Genomic DNA, 23129 nt, shown 5'->3' on the forward strand with positions numbered 1-23129 from the left:
AGATAATCCTTCCAATGAAAGCCTTTACCATTGGAGTGGATGTAGATGTTTTTCAAGCATAAAGCAGAACCTGAAGAAGCACCACGGGATATTTGGGGCAGAGAGCCTTTAGCCTTATACGAAAAGGTCGGTCGCCCGATTGAACGAAACGGAAAAGATTTGCTTCGTACGGTGAACGGCCAGCGAATTCAAGATTATATGGTTTTATTTTATCATAGCAAGCCGGATATTCGCGGAGTCGGCGGACTGCTGTACATTGGTGAATGGACCAACTATGGCTCTAAGCTTTATCGCGTCAATACCTTAATTTCGGCCGAAAAACTGGCGGTTCTAATCAGCGAAGAATTGCAGCTGACAGGAAAAGACTTTTTAGTCAGCGGGACCAAGCTTGATCCGCGAATGATTTAATTTCTTCTATATAAATAAAAGCCAATCCTCATTAAAAAGGATTAGCTTCTAATTGTCATTTTTATTTATATCTTTTAATCATACTTACTAAAGGAGTTAACATCATGAAAAAAGCAGTCTGGATCTATTCAATCAATCTAAACGATGGCGGTAGCCCTTTTGGCTCGTTTGCTTCGTTAAATGGATTTGGCGCCAAAAAATTTCAAACGGAACTAATTTCCGCCTTGCAACCAGAAATAGCACTTCAATTTATCAGCTATGACAGTGCCCAACACCCGCCTGTCACTGCCGATATCGTTATCTTTAATGAGCTGGATGCTCGCTATCTTCCAGAAGCACTCAAAGAAACTGGCCTAATAATCGCCAGCCAAGACATCGTGACGGGAAATATAGATAAAATCAAGCAAGCTATCTTGGCTTCGCTTAAATAGAACCAGCAAAAGCCGATCCTCAATTGACAGGACCGGCTTTAATTGATTTTAAACGGTGGTCAATACGGCTTCACTCACGGCCGCTGCCACGACTTTAGCAACTCCTGGTTGAAAAGCGTCAGGGATGATATTGGTGGTACTCAGCTCTGCCTCCGAAATTAGACTAGCAATGCCTTTGGCTGCCGCAATTTGCATATCGACGGTGATTTTTCGTGCCCGTGCATCCAGTGCCCCACGGAAAATTCCCGGAAAGGCTAAGACATTATTGATCTGATTGGGAAAATCACTCCGGCCGGTGCCGACGATATACGCCCCGCCTGCTAATGCTTCGTCTGGGAAAATTTCCGGTGTCGGATTCGCCATCGCGAAGATTACAGGTTTTTCTGCCATTTCTTTGATCCACTCCTGTTTCAATGCGCCAGGGGCCGAAACACCGATAAAAATATCCGCATCTTTTAAAGCTGTTTGGAGATCGCCAGATAAATGTTGGCGGTTTGTGACTTTGGCAATCGCCGCGTGATGCGGTGCCAAATTTTTCGCCTCGGCTTCATTGATGATCCCTGCCTTATCTACCACAACGATATCCTTCGCACCTGCCGCCAAGAATTTTTTCGTTACAGAAAGACCAGCAGAACCGCCGCCATTCACCACGATCTTCACCTCGGCTAACGTCTTTCCAATCAATTTCAAACTATTGAAGGCCGCCGCCAAAACTACAATGGCGGTGCCGTGCTGGTCGTCATGAAAAATCGGAATGTCACACTCTTCGATCAAGCGCTGTTCGATCTCAAAACAGCGTGGCGCACTAATATCTTCTAAATTGATCCCGCCAAAGGTCGGCGCGATGGCTTTGACGGTGGCGATGATTGCTTCGGTATCTTGCGTATCCAAAACGATCGGGATCGAATCCACATCGGCAAAGCGTTTAAACAAGGCCGCCTTCCCTTCCATTACCGGCATCGCCGCTTCCGGGCCAATATTTCCTAGCCCTAATACCGCCGAGCCATCACTGACGACTGCCACGGTATTTTTTTTCGTAGTCATTTCATAGGCTAATTTTTTATCTTGGGCGATGGCTGACGAGACCGCCGCCACTCCAGGTGTATAGGCGATACTTAATTCGCGGCGGTCATCGATCGTGACTTTCGGTACGACCTCTAGCTTTCCTCCGTATTGCTTCGCTTGTTGTAAGGCAATTTCTTTTACATCTTCTGACATGTTTATTTTCCTCCTTATGTTTAAAAAATCATCCGTAAAATTGCGGTCATAGTAATAACGGTAATGGCGCCACCTAAACGTGTCGCAACTTGAGCAAAGGGCATCAAGTTCATACGGTTGGCGGTACTTAAGATCGCCACATCGCCAGTTCCGCCCATACCACTTTGACAAGCGGAAATGATCGCCGCTTCGATGGGATACATATTCATGAACCGAGAAACCACGAAACCAGTAGCAATGACGGTGAATACAACACTAATAACGACTAAGAAATATTGAATCGACAATGCCCCTACGACATCTTTCAATGGGATATAAAGCAAGCCCAAGCCTGCCATCAATGGAAAGGTGAAGTTGCCAGAAATAAATTTATACAATTGTTTCGAGCCTTGCTGCGTTTCTTTCGGTACGATGTTGATGTATTTTAACAGCGCCGCAACGACGATCATTAGAACAGGTCCGGGAAATCCGGTTAAATGCTGTAAAAGTCCGCCGGCGATGAACAAGGTACAGGCCGTTAAGACCCCCGCTCCCATTTTCTTGACATCAAAAGCACCAGAATCATCTTTCAAGGCATCTGCCATATCGTCTCCTTGTTTCATTTTGACTAATTGACCGCCGCCAGATAAATCCGGACGTTTCTCACCCCAGCGAGACAATAAAGCCGTACACATGATCGCAAAGAAATTCCCAATAATCGTCGCTGGAATCAATTGCGCGACCAGCTGATCGCTGCCTAAGCCGGTGATCGCACTATAACCTAGTGATAATGGCAAGATCCCTTCGCCGATCCCACCGGCTAAGACGGGCGTTACGATGAAGAACAAGGTATGCTGCCAATCGAGTCCCAATAGCACCCCTACCAACGTTCCAACACCCATCGCACAGATCATGCCGATCATCATGGGAATGATCATCCGCATCAAGCCTTGAACTAAAATCTTGCGGTTCATTCCTAAAATACTGCCGCAGACAAGACAAGCAATGTAGAAATATAGAAAATTAGCTTGCTTCATCAACATATCCGCTGAATCTATAATATTTTGATTAACTAAATTGAAAAAGACCATGATAGAAGGCACTAATAGAGATAAAATAGCAGGTCCACCAAAATTTTTTAAAAAGGGAATGTTTGCGCCGATGGTTCCTAACAGCCAGCCTAAAGTCAAGATCACCGCGAAGCCGCCTAGCATATTTACCGGCAGTTGCTGTAACAATCCAGTAGCCACGATCACAGCCGATAAACTAAGATACACGGGCAACGGTACTGAACCAACTTTGATCTCCATCCATTTGGCTAACAGCGGACTACCCTTTTCTTTTTCGGCCGATCGAGCCGTGTTTGTTTCCAAGTGTTTCTCCATTGTTTTTTCCTCCTAAGATTTAGCTTGGTTAACGTTTGTCTTTCTTGAACACCCTCATCATAATGGCTGCGCTTTCAACATTGAAGATTATTTAATTAATTTAAGTAGTTCAATTAATTAAAGTAAAAAAGCGCTGACAATTATTAGCGAAAGCTATGCTATACTTTAAAAAAAGGAGGGATCGGGGTGAAGAAAAGCTGGCGTTTATGGAGTTTATTATCGGTCGCCTTTGTCGTGGTACTGCTAGTCGTAACCTCCCTGTTGTATGGCCTGATTCTTTATCAAAATTCCCGCTATATGCGAAAGACGGAATCCCAACTTTTATTAGATCTTGGCCAGCAGCTGGCGATCGAGCCGCAAGTCCAGTCTGCTTTAGCAGAAAACAAACCTAGTGAAGAGCTGGAAAAATATACCGTAGAAGTCGCCAAGATTCACCGGCTGGATTTCGCGGTAGTTATGAATATGCAGGCGATCCGCCTGACCCATCCTGATGAAGCTATGATCGGCAAACATTTCAAAGGCGGTGATGAAGCCCCCGCTCTCGAAGGTAAAAATCATCTCTCCGTCAGTCACGGCACTTTAGGGGAATCGCTACGCGGCTTTGTCCCTGTTTTTTCGATAGATCAGCCAGAAAAACAAATCGGGGTGGTCGCGCTAGGAATCAGAGTCCAGTCGCTTAGCAGCTTGATTAAAAATTCTCGAGAAGGCTATACGATTGCCTTATTATTAAGTATCGCCAGCGGGATCGCGGCGGCTTCGGCTTTGGCCTATTATTTAAAACGGCAGCTTCACAGCCTTGAACCGCAAGAAATCTCTCGCTTGTTTGAAGAGCGCAATGCCATGCTGGACGAGACTAAGGATGTCGTAGTCGTAGTAGATTTAAAAAAACGAATCAATTTAGCTAACATCGCCGCCAGTGAATTGTTTCAGCGTCTCACTGGCAGTCAAGCAGCCTTAGTTGGCCAATCGCTGAACCAGTTGATCCTTGACGAAAAACAGTTGGATTTTTTCCGCACTGCTGAACAACTGTATCGACAAAATGGTCAAGACTATCTCTTCTCCGCCGCGCCGATCATCGTCAATCAAAAACAAATCGGTTGGATCATCTTTCTTCGGAACGCGACAGAGTCCTTGTTCGTTATGGATCAGTTGGCTAATACAACAGCTTATGCCAGCGCTTTACAATCACAATCCCATGAATTCATGAACAAGCTTCATGTGATTTATGGCTTGGCGGATCTGCAAGCTTACGATGAGCTGAAGATTTATTTAGACGATATTTTAAGTCCCGAGAAAGAATTTTCTCATCGCTTATCTTTTCTGGTTCAAAACCCGCAGATCGCCGGTTTCTTAATTGGTGAGCGGCTAAAATTTGCGGAACGTAAAACGCAACTGATGATTGAGATCACCCCAGAGATTCCCTCCAATCAAAATACGGAGGAAACAAAAGGGATCATTGATCTTTATCGCTACCTGCATCACAGTCTGCTGCAGTTTTCCCTTGGCAAAGAGTTGCCTATGACGATCCATTATGAAGCCGACCAGTTAACTACGAGTTATCTGATTTATTTAGCGGAGACAGAACAACTACAGCTACAAGAACATTTGACGACCAATTTCTTCCAGCAAATGCTTCAGGACCGACAAGCGGACTTAACCATTGAAGTCCAAGCAGAGCTGCTAACCTTACAATTAAAAACCAGCTATCACGAGGTGAAAACATGAACGTATTAATCGTAGAAGACGATCCGATGGTGGAATTCATCCACCGCAATTATTTAGAACAGGCGGGCCAGTTCCAACAAATCTATTCTGCCAGCTCCATTACCGACGCAAAGGAATTATTAAAAGAAAAGCCGATTGCTCTGATTCTTTTGGATATTCATTTAAAAGATGGCAACGGCTTAGAACTACTAGCCCAACTACGACGGCAGCAGCAAATGATCGAAGTGATCTTGATCACCGCCGCCAATGAAGCCCCGGCCGTCAAAGAGGGCTTGCATCTTGGCGTGGTGGATTACCTCGTCAAGCCTTTTACGAATCAGCGCTTCCAAGAAAGCTTGGGACTTTTTTTCAAACGTAAACAAACCTTACAACAGGCCAATCTGCCCCAAGAACAGATCGATCAGCTCCTAAAAAAACCGGCCGATACGTCATCAGACCCCTCAGCAAAATTAGAAAAAGGGCTCTCACCAGAAACCTTGGAACGAATCAAAAACGCGGCAGCAACTTTGAAACGCGATTTCACTATCCAAGAACTAGCAGACGCCAGTAACCTTTCCCACGTCTCAGTGCGAAAATATATTCAGCATCTCGAAGATCGCCAGCTTTTAACTAGTGAAGTCATTTATACCAAAGTCGGCCGGCCTTACAAAATCTATTCAATGAAAACTTAAACCAAACACCTAAGAGTATCGTTAGCTACAGACGATTTCTTAGGTGCTTGGTTTAGTTAGTTTAAAGCACTTTTTTCTAAATTAAAAAACCGCACCAGACTTATCGTCCAGTGCGGTTTCTTATTATACTAATTCAATATATTTTTCATTCTTCTCTAAATGATGCAAATAAATCAGCAGGCGATCATAAAGTTGATCATTGGCTTCTTCAATGGCTGCGCCAAGATTTTCACCAATTTCTGCGACGGTTTTCTTGCCATCGATTTGTTGAAGGATGAAGCTGCCGTATTTGTCTAACTCCATCTCAGAAGTTTCCGGGATCTTATAATGAATCTTACGTAAGACTCGTTGAATCCAGGCATTTTGTTCCGTAATGACAAAAACCACACCATCACGTACTTCATAATGCAAACCTTCTTTGATGCGATAAACACGCGCTAACAGCTCTTGTGTTTCCGGATTGACAGCAGGTTGCTGATTAGTCATTATGTTTCACTTTCTTTACGCTTAAAAGTGGAACGACAATCGCTACGACTAAGATGACTAATAGTAAAATTGCTGAACCGTTTGAACCTAAGAAGCCAGTTGGCGTACCAGGTGTTACGACGCCAGATACTTGTAAGATAATTCCGATTAAACCGATGATTGAACCACCAGCGATTAAACCAGAAGACAAGCTGACACCTAAAGTGATACGTTCTTCTGCTACTTCTTCTGTTTCTTTTTTGTTCAATTCGTCAATCAAGCGACGGATCAAGGCACCAACTAAGATGATTGAAGTCGTTGAGATTGGCAAATAGAAACCGATCGCGAAAGTCATGATTGGCACTTTCATAAAGTGTAAAACGACGCCCATTGCGATACCGGCAATGACCATGTGCCATGGAAGTGAACCAGACGTGATCCCTGAAGTCAATGTTGCCATCAAGTTCGCTTGTGGCAAACCAAATGGAGGATTTGAACCAGTGATCGCAAGTTGTGGTGACAAGATTACCATCATACCAGTAACGATTACCACACCTACAATGTTAGAAATTAAGAAGTAACGACGGCCTTCGTTGAAGTTTCCGCCCATTACGAAAGTAACTTTTTGTGATTGTGCATACCCACCAGCTACTGAGATTGCTAATACGATAAAAGTACCAAACAATAATAATTGTTGTGTATTTTCAGCTGTTGTCCAGCCCATCATAACGAAGACTAACGTCAAGATAACCATTGAAGCGATCGTCATACCAGATACTGGCAAGTTCGATGTACCGATCGTACCAGTCAAACGACCCGCAACGATAACGAATAGCAAGCTTAAGATGATTGATAAGATACCGCCGACAAGAGCCATCATCACATTTCCAGTAATGATGAAGCCCATAACAATCGCCATAACAGCACCGAGGATCAATGGAAGCATACCGCCGCCTTCGCCTTCATTACCTTCTTTACGACCTTTCATCGTTGCAGAGATAGATGTGATGATTGTTGGGATCAATTTGATTGCGCCAATCAATCCACCAGAAATCATCATCCCAGCACCGATATATTTCACGTATGATCCAGAGATCACAGCAAAATCAGCTGTATTTAATAATTGACTTGCGTTGTCCCAAACATGAGCGCCGTTGCCAGCCATTCCCATGAAGTAACCTAATAATGGAGCAATTGCGAAGTTCGCTAAGATTGAACCTGCGAACATCAAAACAGAAACATCCATCCCAACGATGAAACCAATACCCGCTAATAATGGGTTTACTTCTGTTTCAAATTTCCATTTGTAGAAGCTTTCATTGACATAGCTGATAACGTTGTTCATGATTCCGAAAACAGAACCCGTTAAGGCTGTTAAAATACCACCGATACCAAAACCGATCCCCATGTATTTCAATGAATCGCCACCAGTATCAGAAGCAACTAATGTTTCTGAAATCGCCATCGCTTCTGGATAAACCAGTTTACCGTGTTCGTCGATTAACATGTAATCTTGAACCAATGAGAAGACACCGACACCTAAAAGAACGGCACCAACACCAATCCCTACACCTTCGATGAAATTCACTTTACCGCCGACTAAGATCACGGCTGGTAACACGAAGATCATCCCTGAGGCAACTGATTCCCCACCACTCGACATTAATTGCAATAAGTTCTTACCTAAAATTGTTTTAGGTTTTACAAACAGAGCGACTAGCCCTGAACCAATAATTGCTCCTGGAATACCGGCAGCTACCGTTAGACCAGCCTTCATTCCTGAATAAGCAGTTGATGCGGCGAATAAAGCAGCTAATAAAATACCTAAGATCATAATAATTGGTGAGCCTGCTTTTTTAGGCTTTTCTGCTACGTAAGGTACGTAATCGCGGCCGTTAACTCCACCAAAAGCGTCTTTCGACAGTTTTTTCATGTTTTGAAATTCCTTTCTTACTTTCGATTACCCAAAAGTGAGTGGAGAGTCTGACAACCAAACTCTCCTACTCCTAAAACGCTGGCTACTTAACTAAACGATAAATAGCGTCAGCATAAATAGCTGTTGCTCTGAACAAGCTATCAATTGGCATAAATTCATTTGGTTGGTGCATTACGTTTTCTTCACCTGGGAACATTGCGCCATAAGCGACACCGTTTTCTAGGATTCGGCCGTAAGTACCGCCACCGATTGATTCTTCATGGCCTTCTAGACCAGTATGTTCTTCGTAAACGTCCAATAATGTTTTCACTAATGGATCAGTTGCTGGAACATAATGCGGTGTTTTCACGTCACCGATGATCGCGATTGAAACATCCGCAGCCTTCAGAACTTCTTCCATGTTCGCTAAGATATCATCTTTCGTGATGCCTTCTGGATGGCGAACATTGATGGTGATTTTTTTATCGCCCGTTGAAGTGTAGTCGAACAAGTTCGCTGATGACGTTGTTTCACCCATCACGTCATGCTTCGTGTAAGCATTTAATTTTTTACCGTTATAATCTAAGTGCATATATTCAGCGATTGTTTGAATATAGTTGGCGCCATTGCCATCTAATTTATAATCTACTAAGAATGCCGCTAAGAAAGTTGCAGAGTTCACGCCGAATTTTGGTTCTTGCGCGTGCGCTGCTTTACCGATGACTGTTAGAGTGATTTCGCCGTTGTTTTCAGCAAATTCGCCCTTCACGCCAGCTTTTTCGACGAAGGCATCAAAGGCCGCTTTTAAATCAGCTGCTTTTGCTTCAGCGTTGACTTTAATCACAGCTGTCGCATCCCCAGGAACCATGTTCGTACGTTGACCTGATTTGAAGCTTACTAGTTCAAAATCGCCAGCTTCAGCGTCGGCTTTGTTTGCGAAAGTCACTTCGTAAGATAAGATACCTTTTTCACCATTGATGATTGGGAATTGAGCATCTGGAGAAAAACCAACTTTAGGCATTTCTTCCACTTCCATGTAACGGTGGATGCCGACCCATTCGCTCTCTTCGTCAGTACCGAAGATGAAACGGATTTTTTTAGAAATTGGTAATTCTAGATCTTTAATGATCCGCATTGCGTAGTAAGCGGCGATTGAAGGTCCTTTATCGTCGGCTGAACCACGTGCAAATAATTTGCCATCTTTGATAACTGGTTCAAATGGATCAGTATCCCAGTTGTCATCAACTGGAACAACGTCAACGTGTCCTAATAATCCGAACATTTCTTCGCCGTCACCATATTCGATATGGCCTGCTACGTTTTCGATATTTTTAGTTACGAAACCATCGCGGTCACCAAATTCCAAGACTTTGCGTAAAGCGGCTGCTGGACCAGGTCCAAGCGGCTCTTCTTTTGTACCATGCTCGATATCGCGGATACTATTGATGCGGATCAAGTCGCCTAAGTCTTTTAGTAAATCGTCTTTGCGTGCTTCTACTTCTTTTTGCCAATCAATTGTCATTGTTTCATCCCTGCTTTCTTTTTTTTAAACAAGTTGTTAAACCTGTTAGTTTCATTAGAAAGGTCATGTCTAACTTTAGTTTCCATGTTTGACAGCTTCGAATAACTTTTTAAGCCAGTGAATCTTTTTCGCATTTATATGAAAATTTGACTCCCTCCACCACTTCACTAAAAAAACGCTTTTGCATGATGAAAGTGTTATTCTATGATTCCTAATTCCGCAGTTTGTTTCACCTCCCAAGGTAGCATTATACCGTATTTTTATTCATAAGTCATTGTGAAAAAACTGTCATTTAAAATTAATGAGTGATTTTTCATAAAAATTTGGGTATTCACTAAAAAAAAATTGTTATTCAAGCTGAGCCAAAATAGTTCTTCTTTTTATGACATGACATATTTAAATCCTACAAAAAGTATATCTGAGGTTGTATTCGTTTACAAATTATATTCTATTCATTTAACGGACTTATTTCTCATTTGTTTGTTATCTATCATTAATATTAAATTTTTGGTGCTTCACTACAATAACAAAAAAAAGATAGCCTACCAAAAGACTATCTTTTTCCAAAATCATATCTTATTTTAATCAAATATTCATTTAAGTGTTTTTTTATCGCTACCCTCCCACGATTTCAACTGTAGCCTTGGCCAGTGTCATCTTCGCCTGCGGGATTCTAAACGGCGAGCAAGAAATGTAATCGATCCCTAGCTCATTTAAAAAATCGATGGATTTCGGATGGGCCGCAGCTTCTCCGCAAATCCCAATCTTTAATTGCGGGTTAACTTTTCTCCCCCCTTCGATCGCCAGTTTCATCAAGGCGCCTACTCCTGCTTTGTCCAACACTTGGAATGGATCATCTTCAAAAATCCCCGCCTCAAGGTATTGCGTGACAATTCTAGGTGAATCATCTCGGGATAACCCCAGTGCCATCTGGGTCAAATCATTAGTACCGAAACTAAAGAAATCAGCATGCTGAGCGATTTGATCCGCCACAAAACAAGCTCTTGGAATTTCAATCATCGTCCCAATCTGATAATCCAAGGTCCGCTGATTGTCTCTTAAATTATTTTGGATTGCCTCTTCTATTGCTTGCCGTACGTGGGCAAATTCTCCCGCGTCAATGGTGAAAGGAATCATGATTTCCGGCTGAATGCTAAACTCCTGTTCTTCCGTCACTTCGCAAGCCGCTTCAATGATCGCTTCTGCCTGCATTTGATAAATTTCTGGATAGGCCACCCCTAAACGAAGTCCTCGGAAGCCCAGCATAGGATTGACTTCGGCCAGATTGTCAGTCTTACGTTTGACTTCATTGAAGGTTTTGCCTAATTCTTTAGCGACCTCACGACATTCTTCAGCGTTTCTAGGTAAAAATTCATGCAGCGGCGGATCTAATAGACGAATCGTTGTCGGTTTCCCGCCCGCGGCTTCATACATGTATTTGAAGTCCTGTTTCTGCACCGTCTTCAATTCCTTTAAAACCGCTAATCGTTCAGCCAAGCTGTCAGCTAGGATCAGGCGACGAAATTGCAATAAGCGGGTCTTTTCAAAGAACATGTGCTCTGTGCGGGCTAATCCGATCCCAACCGCTCCCAAAGCCATCCCTGTTTCGATATCGTTTGGTGTTTCAGCATTGGCACGGACCTTGATATCGGCGTGACGATCCCAAATCGTATGAAGCTCATCTAGTGCCACCGTGTGTCCGACCTCTTCCATTGGGATTTCACCGAAATACACCTTGCCGCTTGATCCATCGACGGAGAGAATCGTCCCTTCTTCGATCGTTTCGTCGGCAACCGTTGCTTGGTTTTCCTCTTCCATGACGATTAAGCGTTCACAGCCCACTACGGAGCAGATGCCCATTCCGCGAGCCACTACTGCCGCATGGGAAGTCATTCCGCCGCGGCTGGTAATCACGGCTTCACTGACCGCGATCCCTTCGATATCCTCCGGCGACGTTTCCTCACGAACCAACACCACTCTTTCTCCTCGCGCTTTTGCTTCAGTCGCCGCATCGGCTGAAAAATAAGCCGCTCCTGTTGCCGCTCCTGGGCTTGCTGCTAAACCTGACAAGAAAGAGACACGGTTTTTTAACGCTGTTTCAGCAAAATTCGGATGCAGGGCCGCTTCCAGATCTTTCCCTTCAATCCGGCTGACCAAGGTATCCTCACTGATGATCCCTTCTTTAAAGAAGTCTAATAAAATCGTCAATGCAGCTTTTGACGTACGTTTGCCGCTACGCGTCTGCAAAATAAATAATTTTTCTCTTTCAATGGTAAATTCCACATCCTGCATGTCTTGATAATGCGTTTCTAAGTTTTCACAGATCGCTTTTAACTGATTGAATTGTTCTGGCATGTCTTCGGCTAATACTTGGATCGGTTTTGGTGTCCGCACACCGGCTACTACATCTTCCCCTTGAGCATTGATTAGATATTCGCCGAACAAACCAGGGTCGCCTAAAGAAGGATTGCGAGAAAAGACTACCCCTGTCCCAGACGTCTCACCAAAATTTCCAAAGACCATTTCTTGGATATTGACTGCAGTGCCGAGATCATCGCTGATTCCATGCAAGCGACGATACGTTTTCGCCCGCGCATTGTTCCAGCTGCCAAAGACCGCTTCAATGGCTAAATACAATTGCTCGATTGGGTCTTGGGGAAACTCTCGCTGCAAGTTTTTTCGATAAAGCTCTTTGTACTCGCTTACAATTTGTTTCCAATGGTCGGCGGTCAACTCATTATCAAAGGACAAGCCGTTAACCTTTTTCAAGGCGGTGATTCGGCCTTCAAAGGTACTATTATCCAGTCCCATCACGACATTGCCAAACATTTGCAATAAGCGGCGATAACAATCATAAGCGAAACGCTCATTTTGACTGTTACTAGCTAAAGCCGCCACCGTTTGGTCGTTTAAGCCTAGATTCAAAACGGTATCCATCATCCCTGGCATCGAAAATTTCGATCCGCTCCGAACAGAAACTAATAAAGGATTTTTCAGATCTCCAAATTTTTTCCCCGTTTTAGCAGATAGTTGCTCGATTGCGGTCATTACTTGCGTCTTCAGCTCATCGGTCAACTGATCCCCATGATTCAAATAATACAAACAGGCTTCCGTTGTAACCGTGAAGCCTGTTGGAACTGGCAGTCCTAATTTCGTCATCTCGGCTAGGTTCGCCCCTTTGCCGCCAAGCAGATCCTTTTGCTCTTTTGATCCTTCTGAAAATAAGTAAACCCAACGATTCATATGCCTCTCCTTTTAAAAAAGTTTTATTTAAGTCTATTACAGTTTAATACGACGTTTATATAAAGTCAATAAGATGTTTATATAGATTTCCGGACGAATTAATGATTGCTATAAGGAGTTATTAGAACACATATAGAGCAGGCGAAAGTTTTAAACAAAAACTTTTGCTACCTAGCTGAAGAATCAAGTGGAACGCAAAAAAAAGAGCTGTAACAATATTTTGTTACAGCTCTCTGTCTATGGCGCTTGATTAAACGAATTGTGTCAAAATCAAAAGAAGTGTGATCGCGGCAGGCAATGCTTGGATCAGATAGATCGACTTGGTGACTGTTTTCCCACCGTATAAACCGACGATCAAAACAAAAAATTGCAGCACCATCAGCACCTTAAATTGTTGTTGTCCACTGAATAAAATCAGGCTGGCTAATAAGGACAAGCCCAGGCAGCCATTATAGATTCCCATATTTTTCAAAGCGATTTGCGCATTCGGCAATTTGACAAAGGACAGCGGCATCTTGAAAATATCTGCTTGTTTCTCCGCTGGTGAAAACATTTCTAAGCCCATGATGATTAGATGCAACAGGCCGATGATTCCTGAAAGCAATAGAATGATAGCTAGCATTCAAATGACCCCTTTATAGTTGATTTATCTACTATATCATCTTCCCCGCTATTTCTAATTAAAAATGCTTACTACAATTCTTCGATCACAAAGCCATGTTTGTTTAGCTGGTAATTCCCGTTCTCGTGATAATTTTGTCCAAATAAACGGCGGCCTTGTTTTGCGAAAATCAATTTTTCTCCTTCATTAAAGGTAGCAACAATCGTTTTTTCTTTATATTGACGGGTCAAGGAGAAGGTTTTTTTGTCGTCATCGTAATGCCATTCCATTGTTCCCAGACTAAAAACTTCCGAAAATTGTTTTCGCAAAGCGATCAATTGTTTGGTGAACGTATACAGCTCTTGATCCGGGTCTTCCCAATCCATACAGACACGACAGCCTGGGTCCATTTCTCCTTCAAGTCCGGCTTCTGTGCCGTAAAAAATACAAGGAGTGCCTTTTTGGATAAACATAAAAGTCAACGCGCTCCGCAACAGCTCCTTGTTCCCTCGACAAAGGGTCAACAGCCGAGGGGTATCGTGGGAATCCAGCAGATTAAAGCTGACTTCATTGGTCTGATCACGATACAAAAGCTGCTGGCGATTCATGCCAAAAATCATTTGCGAGATCGTGATGGATTCTTCCACAAAGAAAGCTTTGATACTGTCAGTAAAGGCATAATTCATCACGGCGTGGAATTCGTCGCCTTCCAGCCAGCGTTGGGAACTGTGCCAGATTTCCCCTAAAATATACAAATCTTCTTTTTGCTGCAAGACCGCCTGACGAAATTCTTTCCAAAAGTGATGATCGACTTCATTAGCAACATCTAAACGCCAGCCGTCAATATCAAATTCACGAATCCAATAAGTCGCGATCGCTAAAAGAAACTCTTGGACCTCCGGATTTTCTGTATTTAGCTTCGGCATATTGGGCACAAAACTAAAGGTATCGTAATTCAAATTTTCTGCTTGCTCCGAGCCGGGGATCGGAGTGTACCGCGGCGGAAAGGAATCAATGTGGAACCAATCTGCGTAAGAAGAGTCGGCTCCATGCAAGATAACATCCTGCCATTGGTGAGAACTGGCCCCTAAATGATTGAAGACGGCATCTAGCATCACCCGCATGCCTCGTTCGTGGGCCTTTTCAACTAATTCCCGGAAGACCTGCTTGTTGCCAAAATGCGGATCGACTTCATAATAATCCACTGTATCGTACTTGTGATTGGAGGGGGCGGTAAAAATCGGACACAAATAGATACCGGTAATCCCTAAATCCTCCAAATAATCCAGCTTATCGATCACTCCTTGAAGATCACCGCCAAAAAAATTTCCCCGTGTCGGTGCTTCACTGCCCCAAGCTAAGACAGCTTCCGGATCGTTGGAAAGATCGCCATTATAGAAACGTTCAGGAAAAATCTGATACCAAACCGTTTGGGGCACCCAATCAGGGATTTTAAATCGATCAATCTCTTGAAAATAGGGCATACGAAAGTATAAATTGTCATGGCTCAAACGGTATTCCTCGTGCTCAAAAATCCCTTGATCCGTATAAAAAACCGAATTCCCTTGAAAATCGGTAATGCAAAAAGCATACGCCAATCGACGATGGGTTGCCGTTACCTCGATCTCCCAATAATCATGAGTGTCAGTCGTATACGCCTTTCTCATCGCTTGCTGCTTTTTGTACCATTTTTCTGCACCAAACGTATAAAAATCACCGCTGATCAAGCCCACGGATTTTATCTCGTTGCGTGCCGTCTGCAGACGAATCCGCATGAGATCCTTTTTGTATAAATAGGCGAATTCGCTTTCTGGGCGATGGTAAATCGCTGCATGATTCAAATCCTCACCTCCAACTTATTTCTACTATTGTATCAAAAGCACTCCGCCTACTCCAATTGTAGCCTCGCAAGTGTTTCAACCCCAATTTTCTTTTTAAATATGCTACTATAATAGGAGAAGAGATATTTTCTTCACCTCGTTTATCGAGGATCACTCCAGGGCGTAGCATGTTTGGGGAAGCGGCTGCGTCCGTATTTTTTTGACATGACTAAAAAAATCTGGTTTAATAAAATTAATCATAAATGAAACGAGGGATTATGCCATTGAAAATCTAAGCGAATGTTGGAAACTGCAAACCGATCTTTTTTCAAGGGATCAGTGGGCAGATTTTCAGGATTGGCTTAGCCTTTCAAGGGTGTAGTCTCTTTTTTGTCCGCTTTCCCGCTATGTGGAATGAGCCTAAAGGACCTGACTCTCCTTTCCTCCTGAAAATTTGCCGCATTCTTACTTGAATGATCGACAAGTAAAGGAGGAATTTTTTTATGGGAACTATTAAACTAACCCATCTTACTTTTGGCTTTGATAAGCAGTTGACCTTGCTTTTCGATGACGCCAATCTGACGATCGACAGCAGCTGGAAATTAGGCTTAGTCGGTCGCAACGGTCGTGGCAAAACCACCTTACTCCAGCTATTATTAGGCAACTACCCCTATCAAGGAGAAATTCAATTTCCGCTGCGACCAGTCTATTTTCCCGCGACAGTCGCGGATCATGAACAGCTGACTTATTATGCCCTCTTAGAAGTGGCGGAGTTTGAATTATGGGAATTGGAGCGGGAAATGAACCTGATCCAGCTAGACCCGCAAGTCCTTTGGCAACCGTATCAAACACTTTCCGGCGGAGAGCAAACGAAGGTTTTGCTGGCATTATTATTCACCCAAGCCGACTTTTTCCCTTTGATCGACGAACCGACCAATCATTTAGATATAAAAGGACGTAAGCATGTCGCAGATTATTTGCAGCGCAAGGACGGCTTCATCGTCGTCAGTCATGACCGGCAATTTTTGAATCAAGTTACCGATCATACGCTGGCGATTGAAAAAAGCCAGCTAGTGCTTTATCAAGGAAATTTTGCAACTTACGAAGAACAAAAAAACTTGCGGGATGAATTTGAACTCGCCCAAAATCAAAAAATCAAAAAGGAAGTCGGGCGTTTGAAAAAGACCGCCGCTGAAAAGGCCGAATGGTCCCGCTCACGAGAAACCGACAAATACGGCAAACCCTCTGAAAAAGGCAGCGGCGGCGTATTTGACACTGGAGCGATCGGCGCCCGAGCGGCCCGAACCATGAAGCGTTCGAAAAATATTGAAAATCGAATGTACGATCAAATCGAAGCGAAGGAAGGCCTGTTAAAGGATTTAGAGGACGTTGATCGCTTGACGATGAACTATCACGAGAGTCGTCATGGACAGTTGTTGAAAGTTGAAAAACTCTCACTGAGTTATCCGGAGCAATCGCCGCTCTTTGTTCCACTGTCCTTTGAATTAGCTCGTGGGAAAATTGCGGCTTTGACCGGTCCAAACGGGATTGGTAAATCAAGCGTGCTGCATTATTTACTAGGGACCTTTACCGGCGAAGCTTCCGGAGAGCTCTTGCGGCCAAGTGTTAAGATCAGTTATGTGCGGCAAAATTATGAGAACAATCACGGGACCTTGCAAGACTTTGCCGAAGAAAATCAGCTTGATTATTCTGCTTTTTTGAATAATTTGCGAAAGCTTGGCATGGAACGCAATGTCTTTCAAAATCGGATCGAAGAAATGAGTATGGGGCAACGGAAAAAAGTCGAACTGGCAAAATCTTTAGCTCAGACTGCCGAGCTTTATATTTGGGACGAGCCGTTAAATTATCTGGATGTCTTCAATCAAAAACAATTGGAAGAACTTTTATTAAGTGTCAAACCGACGATGCTATTAGTCGAACACGATCAGACCTTTTTAGAGAATATCCAAGCGGAACAGATTTTGCTAGATAGAACGACTTTGTGAAGTCGGACATAGCTATACCTGCTGTAAAACGATTTATTCATATGAAAATTTTATCTTTTTATTATAAGGGGAACATAAACAAGCCTGCTTCAGAAAATACTTTCTGAAGCAGGCTTGTTTTATCTTTTTTATCCGAAAGCTTGCTCGGTTCTTGAGATGATCTCGTCTTGTAGGGCTTTTTCCAAATTATTAAAGTAATCACTGTAGCCCGCCACCCGTACGATCAAGTTCTCGTATTCTTTCGGGTGTTGCTGAGCTTTCACCAATGTTTCTCGATCGATCACATTGAATTGGATATGGTGACCATCTAGGGCAAAGTAGCTTCGCACTAATGATGCCATATTGGTGATTCCAGCTTCGCCAGCCACGACACTTGGCGTAAATTTCTGATTCAGCAGAGCGCCGCCGGTTTTGGTTTGGTCGATCTTAGATGCCGATTTAATGACAGCGGTCGGTCCATTGCGATCAGCACCTTTTTCTGGCGAGATTCCATCTGGCAACGGAATTCCTTTGTGGCGGCCGTTAGGTGAAGCTTCCATCACTTGACCAAAATAGACATGACAGGTGGTTGGTAAAAACTCAACGACCGTTTTCGAACCTTTTGGCGTTGTCCGGCCGGCGATCACCGCTTGCAAGGATTCCGCTACGTTTCTTAACAGTGAATCAGCGTATTCATCGTCATTGCCGTATTTCGGTGTTTCATTGTAGACTCGATCATAAATTTCTTCATAATCTTCAAAATCAGCTTCACAGGCAGCTAATAATTCCGCCATCGTCATGGTCTTTTCTTCGAAGACATTGTGTTTGATGGCCGCCAATGAATCAGTGATTGTCGCGATACCGACACATTGGATGTAGCTGGTGTTGTAACGGGCCCCACCGGCGTTGTAGTCTTTGCCGACTTTGATACAGTCATCAGACATCACCGAAAGTAGTGGCACAGGCATAAATTCCATGTACATCCGCTCGATCATATTGTTGCCGGCGACTTTGACATCCACCACGTATTGCAATTCCTTGTGGAAGGCTTCAAAGACTTCTTCATAAGAATTCATTAGGGTGAAATCCCCGACATCGATCCCGATCTGCTTGCCAGTGTAATGATCATACCCACGATTCATCGCCAGCTCAAACACCTTAGGAATATTCAAATAACCAGTCAGCACATAAGCTTCCTTGCCTGCCACACCGACCTCGACACAGCCGGAGCAAATGCCGCTTTCCCGGGCGTCATCGACGGACTTGCCAAGGTAGCTCAATTCCGCCAAGATGGCTTCGGAATTATACATCGCTGGTTGGCCCCAGCCTTTACGAGAGACTTTCAAGGCTTCACGCAAGAATTTTTCCGGTGACTTGCGGGAGATTTGAACATTGGAGCTTGGCTGTAATAGCTTCATTTCATCCATGACTTCCAAAATCAAATAACTGACATCGCTGACACCGCTTGTGCCGTCGGGCCGCAACGCTCCCGTATTCAAATTACAAAAATCCGTATAAGTGCCGCTTTCCTTCAAGGTGATCCCGACTTTTGGCGGCGCCGGCTGATTGTTGAATTGAATCCAAAGATTTTCTAATAACTCCCGTGCTTCTTCCCGCGTCAAGCGGCCCGCTTCAATGTCCTTTTCATAGAAAGGCTCTAAATGCTGATCTAGCTTCCCTGGGGAATAAGCATCCCAGTTGTTCATCTCAACGGTGATCCCAATGTGAGTGAACCAATACATTTGGATCGCTTGACGGAAGGTTTGCGGCGCATGTTCTGGAACCACATCACAGACCTCGGCTAATTCCAATAATTCCTGCTTCCACTGGAGATCCGTTTCTTGTTCCGCCAACTCACGACATTCCTGTGCGTAGCGCTTGCCGTAGACGATCATGCCCTCACAGACTAGCTTCATGCCTTCCAGCTCTTCCCGTTTATTCAAGGCTTCCATGTCGTTGTTGTAATCTAAATTGTCGATCTCTTGCTGGATGTCGGCTTTAAAATCGGCGAAGCCCTTTTGATACATTTTCCCATCCGCTACCGTGTGGCCCGGCCCTCGCTGCATCAAAAATTCTGTATACAGCCCGCCTTCAAACAACAGGTGCCATTCCTTTGGCAATAAGCGGTTCATCCGCGTCATCATAGCCCGATCATGCCAATAAGGAATAATCACTTCCTCTTGGATCCGGCGATCTTCCTCGCTGACTTTGAAGAACACTTTTTCCCGGTTGTTCATATTATCAAAGTCTTCCAATGTATGACAGCACAATTCCGGGAAGGTCGGCGCCGCCCACGGCTTATCACCTTTTTCCCCTAAAACCAACGAACCTTTTTCAATATAATTCGTCCGATTTTCCATGATGTACTTGAAAGCTTTTCCTCGTAAAACCGGCGCCGAAACCTTGCCTTCCCACTTTTTGTAGGCTTCCGTCAGTAAAACCGCCCGCTCCATGGAAATACTTGGTGTACATTCCTTGTCGCTGATCTCTCGTAAACGCTTGATCCGTTCTGTGCTTCCTCTTCTCGTTGGTTCCAGTGTTAATTCCACCATCAATCTGTTCCTCCTTATTGAATTGAGTTTTCTTATGTTTTATCCGCCGATCGTGACTTGATAACCCGCGTCTTGATAGACTTTTTGCAAGGCTTCCACCTGTTCTTCTGAAGGCTTTTTAAAATTTTGTGTACAGACTCTTTTAAGTCGTTCATATTTATCGCGGCCAAAATCATGATAAGGCAGCAGCGATATTTCACTGACATGAATTTTTTCTTTCGCCAGCCACTCAATGATCGCCTCTGCATCGACTTTCGCCGCATTAACATCATCTAATAAGATCAAACGCAAATTGATCTCCGCTTGCTGCTGGGATAAGAACCGGAGATTTTCTAACACCAATTGATTGCCAACGCCAGTATAAAGCTTATGATTATGTGAATCCATGAACTTTAGATCATATAAAAATAAATCCGCATAGGGTAAGATCTGCCGATAATTCTCCGTTGGCGCTACGCCGCAAGTATCGATCGCCACGGAAATTCCTAGACGCTGACACTCTTTCGCCAGCTCCACTACGTAATCCATATCTTGTGCCATTACTTCTCCACCAGAAAAGGTCACACCACCACCCGATTGGTCGTAAAAAATTTGATCCGCTTGGATCTTCTTGACCAGCTCACGCAGGGAATAATCTTTCCCGATCGTTTCTTCTTTTCCGTATTTGTTCAGCATGATCTCTGGAGCGTAGGCTTGACTTTCAGGATTGTGACACCATTCACATCTAATGGGACACCCTTTGAAAAAAATCGTTGTCCGAATCCCTGGACCGTCATGGGTCGAAAATTTCTGAATATTAAAAATCGTCGGCTTTTTCACGTGCTTCCCTCCCACCTCCTATTATAGAGACGTCGTCGAAAAGTTGCAACCGCTTTATTCATTATGATGAATCTATTAGTTTATTTTCGGTAAACTATTTCATTTCAATGATTGTTGGTAATTTTCCTTTTTTCAGTTATACTAAGAAATAATTACTTATGTTGAGGAGGATCCAGATGAATATTGGTGAAAAGGTGAAAGCTCTGCGGAATGAGCGGGGAATGACCCTTAAACAGCTTTCAGAAGCAACCGGTCTGTCTACGGGTTTCTTGTCACAATTTGAACGCGGTATCACCACCATCGCGGTGGAGCATCTAGCCACTATCGCTGACTTATTCAAGGTAAAGATCAATTACTTCTTTGAAGAAGAACGTGAAAGCGAGCCCATCGTTCGCGGCTATAATCAGCCGGTGATCCACCAGCTAAATAATATGATCTACAAACAACTAAGCCGGTCCCCGCAAGACAAAAAAATCGCGCCAAAAATGATTGAGATCATGCCTCACGAAAAACGTGAGCTGCCTACGACTTATCCCCATCAAGGCGAAGAATTTGTCTATATAATAGAAGGAATCCTGACTTTAGTGATCGAAGAAAAGACCTATCAGCTTTATCATGGGGATTCAGCGCATTATTTTTCCACTATCAACCATAATTGGGACAACGAAACCAATAGTATCGTCAAATTTATCGTGGTCCATTATCCGAATGATTACTAAAAAGTCGCTTGATCATTGATCAAGCGACTTTTTAGTTTGAAACACAGATTCCAAAATTCATATCCCTGATAAAGACCGCGTTCGACTTATCCATCTCTTCAGTAAGTGCCTTTTCGAGGCTTTCTAACTCTCTTTTAGTCGCAATTCCGGCTTGGATTATTCGTTCTTCCATCATTTGTAGCAGCCAAGCAAGGTCACTTCCTGTTTCCGCTGTTTGTAAAACGGCTTCCGCTTCTAGATTTTTTACCTTGAGACCGGCTTTCGTAAATAACGAATACATTTCTGAGCCAATATGAATATTTCCCTGCTCGCTAGCAACTGTTTGCCAAACATATTGTTGAGCTTTTGTATGCAAAGGAAAAGTGGTTGCTGAAGTTTCAGCAACCATTGCATCGCTTTCTTGAAAAACCATCCGGCCATTTGATTTTAAGATCTTTGTTAACGCTTCAATAGCCTGAAATAGGTTAGGTAAGTACATCAAAATTCGTCGCCCGATAATCAGATCAAAAGTTCCAAGCTCCTTGGCAGCATTTTCAATAGGCATAGCGACAAATTGGACATTCGTTACGTTCTCTTCAGCCGCTCTTGTTTGAGCTATTTGAATCGATGCAGCATTGACGTCTATCCCAATAATCTCACCTTTACCGTTTATCAACTCAGAAGCCAACAAACTGACTTCACCAGAACCACAACCAACGTCTAAAATTCGCCAACCTTCCTTTATTCCTGATTCTAATAACAATTTTCGCGTAAACTTATTTCTCTCACTCACCACCGGATCTCCTCTCTTTAGAAATGCTCTCTAATAGTTTTTCAAATACTTTTTCTAAACGCCGCTGCGAACAATGAAATAAGGCTGGATTATACTTAGTCAGCACCTCTTCACCGAAGGAGCGTGCTTCAATATATTCTTGGTAGCGAATCTCTAATTGTAACGCTTCAATGTGCGGCTGATTCCCATAAAATTTAGTAATAAAACCGCCACGAAAGGGCTGATTATTAGAAACGGCATAGTCTTCCGCTTCTAATAACGAGGTTACTAATTGACGAAATTCCGCGCTTGAGCTTTGGTCTGTCTGATTCCCCACCACTAGATCTGCCGGTCTAATGCCCACTTGGTTGGGGTATTCAGCAAAACTATGAAGATCTAAAAGATAAACCTTCTGATAAAATTGCCTTTTTGTATTTATCAACTCTTGTAACGCTTGATGATAGGGCCAATAATAGTTTGTTAAGCGCTCCTCGATGGTTTGCGGCTCTAATTGCTGATCGTATAATTTATGCCCAAAAGTATTGTACTGATAAACTACACTAGTTTGGTAATCCTGCCCGAACATCTGACTCCCGCGATTTGGGTCCGCAACATAACGATTCACCTGATTTTCAATAACTGTGCACCCTTTAGCTACTAGAAATTCGTACAATTTTGGTAAAAACCAATCTGTATTCGCCAAGACTGCCTCTGAATATAAACTTTTTTTCATTGTCTCAGGGAGCCAAGTTCCACTATGGGGGAGACTGACAACCATTGGATAAGTATTTCTTTCTTTGTTATGGATCAGGAACGGCTTCATTTTAACCCACCTTCTACACTTCTTAGCCACTATAGTAACAAAAAGATGTTATGGTTAGCAAAAGTAACCGAAGGCTTTCTCAGATTTGCTACCAACA

The 23129-nt window shown here is 43.4% G+C and carries 18 protein-coding genes; 6 read left to right on the top strand and 12 right to left on the bottom strand.

Features of this window, described 5'->3' with window-relative positions:
* The first annotated feature begins 45 nt into the window (after window positions 1–45).
* Both RV00_RS07735 and RV00_RS07740 read left to right on the top strand, forming a co-directional pair.
* The gene (locus RV00_RS07735) at window positions 46–408 is read left to right on the top strand and encodes a hypothetical protein (RefSeq protein WP_071862023.1); all 363 of its coding nucleotides are present in this window, start codon (window positions 46–48) and stop codon (window positions 406–408) included.
* A 104-nt stretch (window positions 409–512) separates the two neighbouring features.
* Complete coding sequence (locus RV00_RS07740) at window positions 513–839, top strand: hypothetical protein (protein ID WP_071862024.1); 327 nt, start codon at window positions 513–515, stop codon at window positions 837–839.
* A 48-nt stretch (window positions 840–887) separates the two neighbouring features.
* On the opposite strand, the gene RV00_RS07745 is transcribed toward RV00_RS07740, so the two are convergent.
* Window positions 888–2057 carry an NAD(P)-dependent malic enzyme gene (locus RV00_RS07745; protein WP_071862025.1) on the bottom strand — a complete coding sequence of 390 codons (1170 nt, stop codon included), beginning with the start codon at window positions 2055–2057 and terminating at the stop codon, window positions 888–890.
* A 20-nt stretch (window positions 2058–2077) separates the two neighbouring features.
* A complete protein-coding gene (locus RV00_RS07750; protein WP_084133267.1) occupies window positions 2078–3346 on the bottom strand; it encodes a 2-hydroxycarboxylate transporter family protein in 1269 nt (422 codons plus the stop codon).
* A 261-nt stretch (window positions 3347–3607) separates the two neighbouring features.
* Between RV00_RS07750 and RV00_RS07755 the strand changes: the two genes are divergently transcribed.
* Window positions 3608–5146 carry a Spo0B domain-containing protein gene (locus tag RV00_RS07755; RefSeq protein ID WP_071862026.1) on the top strand — a complete coding sequence of 513 codons (1539 nt, stop codon included), beginning with the start codon at window positions 3608–3610 and terminating at the stop codon, window positions 5144–5146.
* The gene (locus tag RV00_RS07760) at window positions 5143–5817 is read left to right on the top strand and encodes a response regulator (RefSeq protein ID WP_071862027.1); all 675 of its coding nucleotides are present in this window, start codon (window positions 5143–5145) and stop codon (window positions 5815–5817) included. Before RV00_RS07755 ends, RV00_RS07760 begins: the two co-directional genes overlap by 4 nt.
* Window positions 5818–5940: 123 nt before the next feature.
* Here RV00_RS07760 and RV00_RS07765 read toward each other — a convergent pair whose 3' ends face one another.
* From RV00_RS07765 to RV00_RS07790, 6 genes are all read right to left on the bottom strand, one after another.
* Window positions 5941–6303, bottom strand: a complete 363-nt coding sequence (locus RV00_RS07765; RefSeq protein ID WP_071862028.1) for a PqqD family protein — start codon at window positions 6301–6303, stop codon at window positions 5941–5943.
* Window positions 6296–8215 (bottom strand): OPT/YSL family transporter, encoded by a 1920-nt coding sequence (locus tag RV00_RS07770; protein WP_071862029.1) that lies wholly within the window; start codon window positions 8213–8215, stop codon window positions 6296–6298. The genes RV00_RS07765 and RV00_RS07770 overlap by 8 nt, the downstream gene beginning before the upstream one ends.
* 85 nt (window positions 8216–8300) lie before the next feature.
* Window positions 8301–9719, bottom strand: a complete 1419-nt coding sequence (gene pepV, locus RV00_RS07775; protein WP_071862030.1) for a dipeptidase PepV — start codon at window positions 9717–9719, stop codon at window positions 8301–8303.
* Between the two features lie 615 nt (window positions 9720–10334).
* A complete protein-coding gene (gene ppdK / locus RV00_RS07780) occupies window positions 10335–12962 on the bottom strand; it encodes a pyruvate, phosphate dikinase (RefSeq protein WP_071862031.1) in 2628 nt (875 codons plus the stop codon).
* 250 nt (window positions 12963–13212) lie between these two features.
* Window positions 13213–13584 (bottom strand): DUF1304 domain-containing protein, encoded by a 372-nt coding sequence (locus tag RV00_RS07785; RefSeq protein ID WP_071862032.1) that lies wholly within the window; start codon window positions 13582–13584, stop codon window positions 13213–13215.
* 71 nt (window positions 13585–13655) lie between these two features.
* Window positions 13656–15404 (bottom strand): glycoside hydrolase family 13 protein, encoded by a 1749-nt coding sequence (locus tag RV00_RS07790; RefSeq protein WP_071862033.1) that lies wholly within the window; start codon window positions 15402–15404, stop codon window positions 13656–13658.
* A gap of 482 nt (window positions 15405–15886) precedes the next feature.
* On the opposite strand from RV00_RS07790, the gene abc-f reads away from it, so the two are divergent.
* Complete coding sequence (abc-f, locus tag RV00_RS07795) at window positions 15887–17389, top strand: ribosomal protection-like ABC-F family protein (protein ID WP_071862034.1); 1503 nt, start codon at window positions 15887–15889, stop codon at window positions 17387–17389.
* Window positions 17390–17517: 128 nt separating this feature from the next.
* Here the strand turns inward: abc-f and hypD are convergent, their stop codons facing one another.
* Both hypD and RV00_RS07805 read right to left on the bottom strand, forming a co-directional pair.
* Window positions 17518–19920: a trans-4-hydroxy-L-proline dehydratase gene (hypD, locus tag RV00_RS07800; protein WP_071862035.1), complete on the bottom strand. Its 2403-nt coding sequence runs from the start codon at window positions 19918–19920 to the stop codon at window positions 17518–17520.
* A gap of 39 nt (window positions 19921–19959) precedes the next feature.
* A complete protein-coding gene (locus tag RV00_RS07805; protein WP_071862036.1) occupies window positions 19960–20739 on the bottom strand; it encodes a glycyl-radical enzyme activating protein in 780 nt (259 codons plus the stop codon).
* A gap of 176 nt (window positions 20740–20915) precedes the next feature.
* Here RV00_RS07805 and RV00_RS07810 point away from each other — a divergent pair, with 176 nt between their 5' ends.
* Window positions 20916–21458: a helix-turn-helix domain-containing protein gene (locus RV00_RS07810; protein WP_071862037.1), complete on the top strand. Its 543-nt coding sequence runs from the start codon at window positions 20916–20918 to the stop codon at window positions 21456–21458.
* A 31-nt stretch (window positions 21459–21489) separates the two neighbouring features.
* On the opposite strand, the gene RV00_RS07815 is transcribed toward RV00_RS07810, so the two are convergent.
* A complete protein-coding gene (locus RV00_RS07815; protein ID WP_071862038.1) occupies window positions 21490–22230 on the bottom strand; it encodes a methyltransferase domain-containing protein in 741 nt (246 codons plus the stop codon).
* Entirely contained in the window at window positions 22223–23032 is an 810-nt protein-coding gene (locus tag RV00_RS07820; RefSeq protein WP_071862039.1) for an N-formylglutamate amidohydrolase, read from the bottom strand. Before RV00_RS07820 ends, RV00_RS07815 begins: the two co-directional genes overlap by 8 nt.
* Window positions 23033–23129: the final 97 nt, after the last annotated feature.

The sequence above is a fragment of the Enterococcus devriesei genome (assembly GCF_001885905.1).
In the GTDB taxonomy this organism is placed as follows: domain Bacteria; phylum Bacillota; class Bacilli; order Lactobacillales; family Enterococcaceae; genus Enterococcus_A; species Enterococcus_A devriesei.